The organism is Leptospira inadai serovar Lyme str. 10, from assembly GCF_000243675.2.
Taxonomy (GTDB): domain Bacteria; phylum Spirochaetota; class Leptospiria; order Leptospirales; family Leptospiraceae; genus Leptospira_B; species Leptospira_B inadai.
Genome location: NZ_AHMM02000016.1, coordinates 43,070 through 54,985, shown reverse-complemented (window position 1 = coordinate 54,985; position 11,916 = coordinate 43,070). Strand labels below are relative to the sequence as shown.

The following is an 11,916-nucleotide window of genomic DNA, read 5'->3' as shown; positions in this document are numbered from 1 at the left end:
CTAAACATTTAAACTTGTCATTTTGTAAAAAATATTCGTGCAACTCACTCGCCCAGGGGAACTCCGTCCCCCCTCGGATCGGCTGCGCCGTACAGTACGCCCTTCTCTCGCTTGACCGAAAATAATTTCGCAAAATTAGGGCCGACTCGAATCTCATGCTTTTTAGACTTAAGCTGATTGGAAACGGCGGTATCCATTGCGGCACCCTCTATGTATAAAGCATCCGGAAAGAATTGATGATGAATTCTTGCCTTGGCCACGGATTCATACAAAGTAAGCTGAAAGTCCAGATTGAACAAAAGAGATTGCAAAACCGCATTCACGATATAAGAACCGCCTGGAGCCCCTGTTACTAGAAAGGTTTCATCGTCCTTCATCACGATGGTCGGTGACATGGAACTTAAAGGCGTTTTACCGGGACGAATCGAATTCGCTTCGGCTCCGATCAATCCGTAAACGTTCGGTTCGCCCGGTGATCTACTGAAGTCATCCATGGTGTCGTTTAATACGAATCCATAACCGTCTAAAATGACCGCAGCTCCAAATCGATAATTTACCGATTGAGTCGTGGAAACGGCATTTCCCTCCGAATCGACGACGGATATATGAGTCGTTTGGGGAGACTCGGTTCTTAAATTTAAACGATTTAAATAGACGGAGCTCGGCGTCGACAATCCCGGTTGAAAATCGGAAATTTTCGCCAATGCATATTCGGGCGAAAGTAAAAGAGATATCGGAACATTCGTATAATTCGGATCACCGCCAATGACGGCTCTATCCGAGTATCCTCTTCGCATGACTTCCGCTAAAAAATGATAATAGTCCGCCTTGGAAGACTTATATAATTCCTTCAATTTCTTCGTTTCCAGCATCCGCAACATGGTCAGCATATGAACTCCGGAGGACGGCGGAACCATAGTGCGTATTTTATACCCCCTATATTCGATTTCCAAGGGAGGAGATTCTCTTACTTGATACCTAGCCAAATCGGTTTCAAAGACCGACCCTCCTTGCTCCCTCATCAACCTTCCAAGGCTTTGTGCGATTCGTCCGTTGTAAAATTCTCGTTCGCCGGTTTCTGAGATAATCCTCAACGTTTTTGCAAGGTCCTTCTGAATCAATATGTCTCCGGTATTCGGCATTTTACCTTTCGGAATAAATATTTCTTTCATTCCAGGGCTCATATCCTCGGAAGATTCCTGAATCGCCTCGCGTAAATCCTCATAAATCGGAAATCCTACTTCGGCCAGGCGAATCGCAGGCGCCATAACTTCCTGTAAGGACAATTTCCCGAATTGCTTCTGAACTTTTACCAATCCTGCAACCGTACCCGGAACACCTACGGAGCGATATCCTAATAACGAATCTTCTTTCGGTTTTTCCTTGTACATGTCTCGAGACGCGGAACGAGGCGCTCGTTCTCTAAAATCAAAGGCGTATGTTTTTCTATCACGCGAGTTATGTAAGAGTAAAAATCCTCCGCCTCCTATCCCGGTCGATTGTGGACGAGTTACGGAAACCGCAAAAGAGGCGGCGATAGCTACATCCACCGCATTCCCGCCTTTTTTATAAATTTCTAAACCTGCTCGAGACGCCTCTCTTGAATCCGTAGAAATCATGACATTCTTCGATTCCGTAAAGAGTTGCTTAGCAGAAACGCCGGACTTCGGCGGGACCAACCCAACCGTCGAAATCGTACGTCCCTCGATCGTAAGATAGTTATCCTTACAGGAAGCGAATACGCTTAGAAGAACGAAGGCGAGAAGAATCGATTTTTTGGGAACTAAGCCACCGTTACTTTGAATCATAATCACTTCGTCATCGGCTCGTGAGGGGAAAATGTCAAAGTCAACTCGTTATCTACTTCGCGAAGTAAGACGCGTCCGCCGCTTCGAAGCTCACCGAACAAAATTTCCTCGGAAAGCTTTTTAGAGATATTCGAATCGATCCATCTTTGAACAGGTCTAGCGCCGAATAGCGGGTCATACGCTTTCCTTGCGATAAACAACAGTACCTCGTCTTCGTATTCCAGAGAGATCCGTTTTTCCTTTAACCGCTCGTCTAAAAGCTCTAATTGTTTGCGGACTACTCGGGAAACGACATCTTCTTCCAGCGAAGAAAATTCTATGATGGCCGTTAGACGATTCCTAAATTCGGGAGAAAATTGCCTCTCGATCGCTTTCAAACCCCGATCAAGTAGCGCCGTATTCTCGAACCCTAAAGGATTCGCCGCGCGCTCCCTGGCGCCGGTGTTCGTCGTCATAATCAGAATCACTTGTTTAAAATCCGCCTTTCTACCGTTGTTATCGGTTAAAGTGGCATGATCCATAATTTGTAGAAGAATATTATAAATATCTTCATGAGCCTTTTCGATTTCATCCAAGAGCAGTACGCAATGAGGAGTTCGAACGATTGCATCCGTCAATTGCCCCCCTTGCTCAAAGCCGACGTAGCCCGGTGGAGATCCGATCAAACGAGAGACCGTATGTTTTTCCATATATTCGCTCATATCGAACCGAATAAATTCCACACCTAAAATCGATGCCAGTTGTTTGGAAAGTTCCGTTTTACCCACACCCGTAGGCCCTGCGAAAAGAAAGGATCCAACCGGTTTGCCCGGTTCCGACAAACCGCTTCGTGATAAGCGAATCGCTTGAACGATTTCTTGAACGGCTCTGTCTTGCCCGTAGATCCGTTTCTTAAGTTCGACGTCCAGTTCCTTGAGTTTGTCCCTGTCATCGGCTTTCACGGTACGGGTAGGAACTTTCGCGATTTTTGAAACCAGATCTTCCACGTCTTTGACGGTCACCGTTTTGCTTTTCGCGGAAGATCGAATCTTTACCTTGGCACCGGCTTCGTCGATCAGATCGATCGCTTTATCCGGAAGTTTGCGATCCAAGATATATCGATCCGCCAATCGAGCGGCCTCTTCCACCGCTTGAGAGGAATATTTTACCGCATGAAATTCCTCGTATTTAGGAAGAAGTCCTTTTAAAATCCGAATGGTTTCGTCCACGCTCGGTTCATTGACTTCCACCTTTTGAAACCGGCGAGAAAGCGCGTGATCCTTCTCGAAGATGGCTTTGTATTCTTTGTAAGTAGTCGTCCCGATACACCGCAATTCTCCGTTTGCCAAAGCAGGCTTGAGCAGGTTCGAAGCATCCAAGGAACCGCCGGAAACGGCACCGGCACCGATGATGGTATGAATTTCGTCCACAAAGAGAACGTTATTCGGATCCGCCGTCACGGACTGTAAGACATTCTTTAGTCTCTCTTCAAACTCTCCTCGGAATTTGGTTCCTGCGAGCAGCAATCCCATATCCAACGAAAAAATCCGCGTTTGCTTTAGCGATTCCGGAACTTTTCCGGCAACGATACTTAACGCCAATCCTTCGACAATTGCAGTCTTACCGACACCGGCATCTCCCACGAAGATCGGATTATTTTTTCTGCGCCTTGCGAGAATATGAATCGTTCTATCGATTTCTTCCGACCGCCCGACTAAAGGATCTAATTTTCCTAGCCTAGCCTTTTCGGTTAAATCCGCGCAAAAATCTTTTAGAGGATTTCCTGATTCGGGCTTTGTAGCTTCTTCCAAACCTTCCGGAGTAACTTTTTTTCCATCCTTGCGAATCCCGTGAGAAATATAACGAACCACATCGAATCTGGAAATATCCTGCCGAGAGAGAAAGAAGACCGCGTGGGATTGGTCCTCTCGAAATAGGGAAGCAAGAACATAACCCCCGTCTAATTTTTTCTTTTGCGTGGATTGGACATGGAAAGCGGCCAACTGAAGAACCCTCTGTGCGCCGACGGTGTATTCCGGTTCTATATCTCCGAACGTTTCCGGGACCGATTCCATTTCGGTGTCCAGATATTCGCGTAATTCGTTCCGTAAAGTTTCCAAATCGGCTCCACAGGCGAGAAGGACTTCCTGACCGATCGGATCATAGGTAAGCGCTAGGAGCATATGCTCTAGAGTAATGTATTCGTTTCTCCGTTTTACCGCTTCGATTCGGGCTTGGTTTAGACTTCTTTCTAAATCTTCGGACAGGGTCATGGTTCCTCCTCTCCCTCTTCAATTTCCATCTGGCATTGAAGCGGGTGGCCGTGTTGTTCAGCAAGTTTATGTGTTTCAGCTACCTTGGTCTTGGCAACGTCATGAGAATAGACTCCGCAGAGCGCCTTCCCGGTCGTATGGGCTTGCAGCATAATTCTTTCACTTTCTGCTGCGGTACGATAAAATACCACGCGTAAAATCCAAACCACAAACTCCATCGGAGTGTAATCGTCGTTTAGAATGACCACCCTATATTTAGGCGGCTTCTTCAATTTGAGCTTCTCCTTGGTTAGGACTTGCTCTTCCGTATCGAAACGATAGACCTCGCTCATTTCGCTTCCTTGTCGGACATTCCGGGAACTTCTTTTAACGGCGAATGCTCATTCGTCACCTGGATCATTTCCTGCATATGCATTCTTTCGTTTTCCAAGAATCGTTCAATTGCATTTCGAGCTCCCGAATGGAAAATAAAATGCGAACTGTATGTTGGAACGGCTGGAAAGCCTCTCAGAAATTTCTGCTCTCCTTGAGCCCCGGCCTCGAAAGTGCGGATTCCCTTACGAATGGAATATTCGATAGGCGCATAATAACAACATTCAAAATGTAAAAAAGGATAATGCCCCTTCGAGCCCCAGTAACGTCCGTAGAATTTATTTCCTTTTCGGAGATTCAATGTGCCTCCGATTGTTTCGCCTTCTTTTTCGGCCAGGATTAAAACTATCTTATCTCTAAATGTCTGCCAGGCTTCGCGGAAAAAAGCCAGATTCAAATAAGGCGATCCCCATTTCCTGGAATACGTATCCGTATAGAACCGAAACATTGCATCCATATGGGCTTTAGAAATCGAATCCCCTTCGACAATACTGATTCGAATTCCGGATTCACGGACGTTTTCCCTTTCTTTCCGAATTTGCATCCTTTTCTTAGATCGGAATTCGTTTAAGAAAGAGTCGAAATCGGAATAACCCCTGTTTTGCCAATGGTATTGATGGCTTATGCGAGTCGCAAAACCTCTCTTAGACAGTTCAATCGCCTCGTCTTCTTCCAAAAAAAGAAAATGAATGCTCGAGAGATTCTCTTCTTTCGAAGTACGCAATAACTCCGGTAGCAGTACATCGAGGGCCTGGGCCAAGGGAACTCCCTCCCTACGAAGAATTCTGCGACCGGTGACCGGAGTAAACGGATACGCAACCAATCCTTTAGGATAATACTCCAGATCGTTTTGGGAGAAGAGATTTGCCCAGGCGTGATCGAATATATATTCTCCATAAGAATCGTATTTTAGAAAAAAAGGAAGTGCTGAATGCAAACCTGCGGAATCTTCCGCGATCACGTATTTCGGTTGCCAGGAGGTGCGATCGCCGATGCAAGAAGTCGATTCCAAGGCGGCATAAAATTCATAATCGGAAAATGGATTATTCGGATCACTGATTCCTTCCCAATCCGGAACGGAAAGGCCGCGAATCGAACCGATGGATCTTGCTTGGGGAGAATAGGACATGCCCTATTTACTTGGACGTCCCTGGACCGGTTTGGGATCCCTCTTCCCCCGAAAAAACTTTGCGAATTTTTTGAACAGACCTATGTACAATCACCTTCACATTCGATTCGGAAAGACCGGTTTTTTCGGAAATCTCCCGAACGCTATATCCGTGAATTTTTGCCATTTTTAGAATTTCCTTTTGCCGCTCGTCCAAGACGGAAAGCCAGGCCTCGATTCCCTCCGCCAGCATCCAAGCGTCTTCTTTTTCGGGATTCTGTATTTGCGCGAAATCTTCCATTTCCGCCAGAACCGTCCGATCTCTCTTCTTTGACTTTCGAAGATGATCGATTGTCTTATATCTAGCGATAGAAAAAAGCCAAGGAGCAAACGGTCGATCCGGGCGATACGAATTCTTGGCTTTATGAATCCCGATCAGGATTTCCTGAAGCAAATCTTCGCGATCCTCGATATGGGAGATTCTAGAAACCAAAAAAGCCCTAAGTATATCTCGAACCTGCCTAAGAAGAAGCTCGTATTCCCGGGAATCGCCTTCTTGCGATTTCTTCATTCGAGTCGCAAGAGTTTCCCATATTTTCGCTTTTTCAGACATGTAACTTTATTCCGGGCAGAAACGAATCCTAAATGGAACGACCGAAAGAACATTTCGACTGGATTTTAAGGATTGTCCAATCTTTCTTGTTCTAAAGCGGAAAAACAAAAAGGAGGAGGTGGAACATGTCTTTGCCGAGCGATTCCGATCGATCCGAGAAACTGATTCTTTCGTTAGGAACAGATTTGAAACCGACTCGTCCTCTTAGGCAGGGGACCCTAGTTTTAGTCTTGGTCTCCCTTCTTGCGTTGGCAATCCCGCTAGGTCAAGGAACTGCCTTTTTTCTGTCTCGCAATGCCTTCCCTGGATGGTGGCCGGAACCTGCGCTTTTTATAGTTTGGGGATTGGCTTCCGCCTATTTACTTTCTAGACTAGCCTTTCCGGAAGAATCCTCTGCCGGCCTGATTTGGTTGTCTTTTTCTGGCCTATTACTCTGGTTAGGATTTTCTTTTGGAAAGTTTTTAGCGGAGATTCACACGGCGCATTCCACTCATATCGGGTTATGCTCCCTTACTTTGGCCATTTTTTCCTTAACCCTAGGTGGATTTGCATCCTTCTGGATTCGGAAGATGATTCCCGGAAATCCTCTCATTGCCTCCTTGGGTATCTTGAGTTTTTTATTGGCCGGCTCTAATCTAACGCTGAAATTCATTTGCCCGGATCAAAGCGGGTTCCATATCTTTTTTTCTCACGGAGTTGCTTCCATTTTCTGGATCGCAATTTCTGCGCTGCCGTTACGCAATAAATTGCGCTGGTAGAGGATTATTCTAAAAACTCCCACGCAGTTCTGACTTCGCCGCAGGATTCGGCTTCCTGAATCAAATCTTGAAAAAACTCCTGCTCTCCGAGCGTCGAACCGTCTCCGATCAAAACCAACAATCGTTTCGCTCTTGTCATGCCGACGTTCCAGCGACGCTCTTCCGAGAGGAAGCCGATATTCCCTTCCGAGTTGGATCGAACCAAGCTAAAGATAACCCCTTTTTTCTCTCTTCCTTGAAAAGAATCGACCGTCTCTATTTCGATCGTTTCTCCAACGATCGGTAATTCCTTTCTTAGAATCTCTTCCAGTAAAAATCTTTGATAGCGATAGGGAGAAATTAGCACCAGATCTTCCGGTAACCATCCGGACTCTAAGATGCGTTTGAGAATGGTGATGGTAAACTCGGCCTCCCAACGATTGCCAAGACTCGCATCAAATAGCTCTTCTCCCGAATCGGTACCCGAGGTATCAATAAATACGAAGCTGGAGCCGAAAAGCGGAGTCTCGGATGGAAACGGATTTGCCGATCGTATCTCCTCGGGAATTCCGGAAACCAACCGACCCGCATAAAATCTTCGATTCGGAAACGATTGAATCGGATCCGTCATCCTGTATTGAGTATCCAACAAATATACTCGACCGATAGAATCCATACTATCCAGTAAACGTTCCATGAGCGGAATTTTCAATAGAGGATCTTCCGACAGAACAGTCGGCGGTAATTGTCTAGGATCTCCCGCAATTACGATTCTTTCGGCTCGAAGAATCGGGATCCAGGAAGCGGGTTCGGTCGCCTGACTGCCCTCGTCCAATACGGCATAATCAAAATTCAATTTATCTAATAAGGAGGAAGATGCTCCCGTATGCGTGCAAACGATCACCGGATGGGATTCCAGTAGATATCTGACTAGGATTTTTTGCCTCTCCCTGATTCCTTTTCTAAGTTCCTTCGCTTCCTGATAGAGTCGCTTTCTATCCTCGGCTTCTTCCCTGCCGAAGGTTCGCTTGTACTTCCCCGCTTTCTTTAGTAACTCGCCGATTTCCTTTTTATCCCGTTCTATCAGTTTGAAATCGGGGTGTCGATTTAAGTTAGCATCCAACGAAACGCTTAAAACGGATTCGCTCATTCTCGCAGGGTGCCCGATTCTAAGGGCGGAGACTCCCATTCGTCCGAGGGATTCTGCGAGAAGATCCGTAGCCGCATTCGTGGGAGCCGACGCGAGGATTTTCTTACCGCGGTCCACCAAGATGCGTATCGCTTCCGTGATCGTCTTGGTCTTCCCGGTACCCGGCGGACCGTGAAGCAGAATCAGATCTTCCGTCTGTAAAATAGCGGAAATCGCTCTTCTTTGAGAATCGTTCAATTCCGGCGAGATACCGGATTCCATTGCAAAATTAGGAAATTTTAATTCGATTTCACCCAGGAACAAATCCGAGAAAAATTTTGCCCTCGTTCCGCGTTCTGCGTGAATGATTTTCAGGAGAGCGCGATCCCATTCTTTATAGCTGGTTTCATCCGGAAGGATTTCCAATCCCAGCTTTCCCTCTTCCAACCAATCCGGAACTTCTTCCAAGGAAAGTATATAGGAATCATCCGAGCATTTTAGTAAAACCGAAGTAATCTCATCCGATTCCTTGAAGAGCCGAACCGGCCCTCCGGTCCGGAAGGCTTCCGGGACTCCTTTGGCTTTAGTCGGCCGGAGATGCACCCGCCAATACCCCTCCGGCCCGACTTCCGAATCCTCGAATACGACGGGATAAACACAAATCCCGGACGAGATTCGGCGGGCGATATCAGCATTTGCAAGCTCTTCCTTATAGCGCGCGACTTCCGCGTCCCGCTCTTTTCGCAAGGACTCCCGTAAGTCCTCATAACGAGAACTCATCGATTTCTACAATCGATCCGGAGATAAGACGACAATTCTGTACGGGGGAACCTTTTGATCATCTCTGGTAGGAAGGCTTTCCGCGTAGTGTATCGCGGAAGCAAGCGTAGTTCCCGTCGTCAAACCCGCAAAAACGCCTTCCCTTTGGTACAACTCCGATTGGTATCGTAACGCCTCTTCTCGATCTACTCCGATATATTGATCGGTGACTTTCGGATCGAAAGATTCCGGCAACCGGATAGAGTTATCCCCTTGTACCATTCTACGAATAAAACGGGAGTTTTTGCCGACCCCCATAATCACCCGTAATGTGGGCTTCTTCGATTTTAGAAAACGACCCACTCCGGACAGTGTTCCCCCCGAACCTCCTCCGGCGACAAAGGCATCCACGGTACCGCCCAAATCTCTCCAAATTTCGGGGCCGGTAAAAAGAAAATGCGCGTTCGTGTTGGCCATGTCTTTGAATTCGTTTAATATGACGCTACCTTTATCGGAGCTTTTTGCTTCTTTAGCTTTTTCTAATAGAAGGTCGTCCCAGTTGCCCTTAGCAAGCTGGACGACTTCCACCTGAGATCCGTACGCTTTTAGTTCTTTTATTTTTTCCTGATCCGTATCCGGTGCCAAAAAGATCTTGAATTTGTATTGTCGAATCGTGGAAATCCAAGCCAAGGAGATAGCGGTCGTATTGTATCCGGCCTGGAAAATCGTTCCACCCGGTTTTAACTCGCCTCTTCTTTCTGCCGAAAGTACCATAGACAGCGCAGTTCTATCCTTTACGCTGCCGGTCGGATTGCAAAACTCGGCTTTTAAATAAATTTCAACGTTCGGAATATGCGATCCGATCTGATTCAATCGAATTAAGGGAGTGTTGCCGATCATCTGGAGCACGTTTTCCTTGATCGGTTTGGCGACGCTTAGCTCCCTACCGAAAATACCCTGAACATTATTCAGAGCCCCGAGAAGGCTATTGCCGAATTCGTCGATAGAACGTGAAATTTCGTCAAACATGATCTTCTCCTGGTTTCATCGCAAATCGGTATTTTGACGCGGAGTTATTTCTTAGAAGAATACAACCACGGAACCTCGTTACGATTCCGATCCTCGAACTGTTGAATTTTCGCTTCGTGTTGCAAAGTAAGACCGATATCGTCTAAACCGTTAAATAGGCAGTATTTTCGAAACGAGTCTACTTCAAAAGTATAAACTTTTCCGGACGGACTAATGACATTTTGCTTGTCCAAGTCGATCCTCACTCTGGCTCCCGGAGTCCTTTCTACAGTTTGAAAGATTTCTTCCACTTCCTCAGACTTTAACACGACGGGTAAAATACCGTTCTTAAAACAGTTATTATAGAAAATGTCCGCATACGAAGGCGCGATGACGGCTCGAAAGCCGAAATCTTCAAGAGCCCAGGGAGCGTGCTCTCTGGAAGAGCCGCATCCGAAATTATCCCGAGTTATCAGAACCGATGCCCCCTTATAGCGTTCCTGATTCAGAGTAAATTCCGGGTTGGGTTTGGTGCCCGCATCGTCCAAGTATCTCCAATCGTGAAAAAGATGAATACCGAATCCTGTGCGTTCGATTTTTCGTAAAAACTGTTTGGGAATGATTTGGTCCGTGTCTATATTCGGGCGATCAATAAGAACGGCGATGCCGTCGTGGTTCGTAAATGCCTTCATCTAAATTCCTTTAATTCCAAGTACGAATATCAACAAAACGACCTTCTATGGCGGCGGCGGCAGCCATTGCAGGTCCGACTAGATGAGTCCGCCCTCCCTTTCCTTGTCGCCCCTCGAAATTTCGATTCGAGGTGGAAGCGCAGCGATCGCCTGGATCTAGTACGTCGTCGTTCATTGCTAAGCACATCGAGCATCCCGGTTGTCTCCATTCGAAACCTGCTTCCACAAAAACCTTATCCAGACCTTCCTTCTCCGCTTGTCGCTTCACTCTTCCCGAACCCGGGACAACAATGGCTTGGACTTTGGGAGAGACCTTTTTCCCTTTTACCGTACTTGCCGCAATTCGCAGATCTTCAATCCTAGAATTCGTACATGAGCCGATAAATACCTTGTTTACAGTGACGTCTTGTATCTTTTGTCCAGGATGCAAGTCCATATATTTTAAAGCCGATTCGATGCTGACTTTTTCAATAGGGTCCGCAGCGTCCTTCGGATTCGGGACAACTCCCGTAACGGGAACGACTTGCCCGGGCGAAGTTCCCCAAGTAACTTGCGGCGCGATATCTTCCGCCTTTAAGACGACGGACATATCGAACTTTGCGCCTTCATCGGTAACATATCGCTTCCAACGTTGTAGGGCCAGGTCCCACTCTTTCCCCTTAGGCGAGAAGTCTTTGCCCTTTAAATAATCGAACGTAGTTTCATCCGGAGCGATTAGCCCGGCGCGGGCTCCGGCTTCGATCGACATATTGCAAATCGTCATTCTTGCTTCCATGCTGAGTGCGGAAATCGCCGAGCCGCGATATTCGATCACGTATCCTGTCGCACCGCCGGTTCCGATTTTCCCGATGACGGCAAGGATAATGTCTTTGGCCGTCACATGCGGCGAAAGTTTTCCGTCCACTCGGATCTCCATCGTCTTTGCACGACGTTGCAAAAGGGTTTGGGTCGCCAAGACATGCTCCACTTCCGAGGTTCCGATCCCGAAAGCAAGAGCTCCAAATGCACCATGCGTAGATGTATGAGAATCTCCGCAAACGATGGTCATTCCAGGATGTGTCAACCCCATTTCCGGCGCGATTACGTGAATGATTCCTTGGTCCGGATGATTGATATCGTAAACTGCGATTCCGTTCTCTTGGCAATTTTTCAATAAGGTCCGCATTTGAGTCGCAGAAACCGGATCGGCCGAATCTATATTACGGATCCGCGTGGATACGTTATGATCCATGGTCGCGAACGTCGCATCCGGACGCCGAACTTTTCTGCCGGTCAGGCGAAGGCCTTCGAATGCTTGAGGGCTGGTGACCTCATGAATTAAATGTCGATCGATATAGATAAGGTAAGATCCCCCATCTAATTCGCCGACTAGGTGGTCTTCCCAGATTTTTTCAAACATCGTTTTCATGTTATGACTGCTGCCCCCAAGAGATAAAAT

At 46.9% G+C, this 11,916-nt stretch carries 10 protein-coding genes; 1 reads left to right on the top strand and 9 read right to left on the bottom strand.

The genetic code is table 11. The annotated features are described in order from the left end of the window. Positions 1 to 44: 44 nt before the first annotated feature. Genes ggt through LEP1GSC047_RS08685 form a run of 5 tightly spaced genes read right to left on the bottom strand, consistent with a single transcriptional unit; the run spans position 45 to position 6,153 of the window. On the bottom strand, positions 45 to 1,808 hold the full coding sequence (gene ggt / locus LEP1GSC047_RS08705; RefSeq protein WP_010419866.1) for a gamma-glutamyltransferase: 1,764 nt from the start codon (positions 1,806 to 1,808) through the stop codon (positions 45 to 47). 2 nt (positions 1,809 to 1,810) lie between these two features. Then, a complete protein-coding gene (clpA, locus tag LEP1GSC047_RS08700; protein ID WP_010419868.1) occupies positions 1,811 to 4,060 on the bottom strand; it encodes an ATP-dependent Clp protease ATP-binding subunit ClpA in 2,250 nt (749 codons plus the stop codon). Further along, positions 4,057 to 4,392 carry an ATP-dependent Clp protease adapter ClpS gene (gene clpS, locus LEP1GSC047_RS08695; protein WP_010419869.1) on the bottom strand — a complete coding sequence of 112 codons (336 nt, stop codon included), beginning with the start codon at positions 4,390 to 4,392 and terminating at the stop codon, positions 4,057 to 4,059. Before clpS ends, clpA begins: the two co-directional genes overlap by 4 nt. Then, complete coding sequence (locus tag LEP1GSC047_RS08690; protein WP_010419871.1) at positions 4,389 to 5,561, bottom strand: GNAT family N-acetyltransferase; 1,173 nt, start codon at positions 5,559 to 5,561, stop codon at positions 4,389 to 4,391. Before LEP1GSC047_RS08690 ends, clpS begins: the two co-directional genes overlap by 4 nt. A gap of 7 nt (positions 5,562 to 5,568) precedes the next feature. Then, on the bottom strand, positions 5,569 to 6,153 hold the full coding sequence (locus LEP1GSC047_RS08685; protein ID WP_010419873.1) for an RNA polymerase sigma factor: 585 nt from the start codon (positions 6,151 to 6,153) through the stop codon (positions 5,569 to 5,571). Between the two features lie 125 nt (positions 6,154 to 6,278). Between LEP1GSC047_RS08685 and LEP1GSC047_RS08680 the strand changes: the two genes are divergently transcribed. Then, entirely contained in the window at positions 6,279 to 6,911 is a 633-nt protein-coding gene (locus LEP1GSC047_RS08680) for an NrsF family protein (protein WP_010419875.1), read from the top strand. 4 nt (positions 6,912 to 6,915) lie between these two features. Here LEP1GSC047_RS08680 and LEP1GSC047_RS08675 read toward each other — a convergent pair whose 3' ends face one another. From LEP1GSC047_RS08675 to leuC, 4 genes are read right to left on the bottom strand one after another with little or no spacing between them, the layout of a single operon-like run. Beyond that, positions 6,916 to 8,799, bottom strand: a complete 1,884-nt coding sequence (locus LEP1GSC047_RS08675; RefSeq protein WP_010419879.1) for an AAA domain-containing protein — start codon at positions 8,797 to 8,799, stop codon at positions 6,916 to 6,918. Between the two features lie 6 nt (positions 8,800 to 8,805). Next, entirely contained in the window at positions 8,806 to 9,807 is a 1,002-nt protein-coding gene (locus tag LEP1GSC047_RS08670) for a PLP-dependent cysteine synthase family protein (RefSeq protein WP_010419882.1), read from the bottom strand. 44 nt (positions 9,808 to 9,851) lie between these two features. After that, positions 9,852 to 10,478, bottom strand: a complete 627-nt coding sequence (leuD, locus tag LEP1GSC047_RS08665) for a 3-isopropylmalate dehydratase small subunit (protein WP_010419886.1) — start codon at positions 10,476 to 10,478, stop codon at positions 9,852 to 9,854. 10 nt (positions 10,479 to 10,488) lie between these two features. Next, positions 10,489 to 11,886, bottom strand: coding sequence for a 3-isopropylmalate dehydratase large subunit (gene leuC, locus LEP1GSC047_RS08660; protein WP_010419888.1), 1,398 nt, complete (start codon positions 11,884 to 11,886; stop codon positions 10,489 to 10,491). Between the last annotated feature and the right edge of the window lie 30 nt (positions 11,887 to 11,916).

Bases quoted from the DNA above. Each gene is read 5' to 3' on its own strand.
- ggt (WP_010419866.1), bottom strand. From the start codon at position 1,808: ATGATTCAAAGTAACGGTGGCTTAGTTCCCAAAAAATCGATTCTTCTC.
- clpA (WP_010419868.1), bottom strand. From the start codon at position 4,060: ATGACCCTGTCCGAAGATTTAGAAAGAAGTCTAAACCAAGCCCGAATC.
- clpS (WP_010419869.1), bottom strand. From the start codon at position 4,392: ATGAGCGAGGTCTATCGTTTCGATACGGAAGAGCAAGTCCTAACCAAG.
- LEP1GSC047_RS08690 (WP_010419871.1), bottom strand. From the start codon at position 5,561: ATGTCCTATTCTCCCCAAGCAAGATCCATCGGTTCGATTCGCGGCCTT.
- LEP1GSC047_RS08685 (WP_010419873.1), bottom strand. From the start codon at position 6,153: ATGTCTGAAAAAGCGAAAATATGGGAAACTCTTGCGACTCGAATGAAG.
- LEP1GSC047_RS08680 (WP_010419875.1), top strand. From the start codon at position 6,279: ATGTCTTTGCCGAGCGATTCCGATCGATCCGAGAAACTGATTCTTTCG.
- LEP1GSC047_RS08675 (WP_010419879.1), bottom strand. From the start codon at position 8,799: ATGAGTTCTCGTTATGAGGACTTACGGGAGTCCTTGCGAAAAGAGCGG.
- LEP1GSC047_RS08670 (WP_010419882.1), bottom strand. From the start codon at position 9,807: ATGTTTGACGAAATTTCACGTTCTATCGACGAATTCGGCAATAGCCTT.
- leuD (WP_010419886.1), bottom strand. From the start codon at position 10,478: ATGAAGGCATTTACGAACCACGACGGCATCGCCGTTCTTATTGATCGC.
- leuC (WP_010419888.1), bottom strand. From the start codon at position 11,886: ATGAAAACGATGTTTGAAAAAATCTGGGAAGACCACCTAGTCGGCGAA.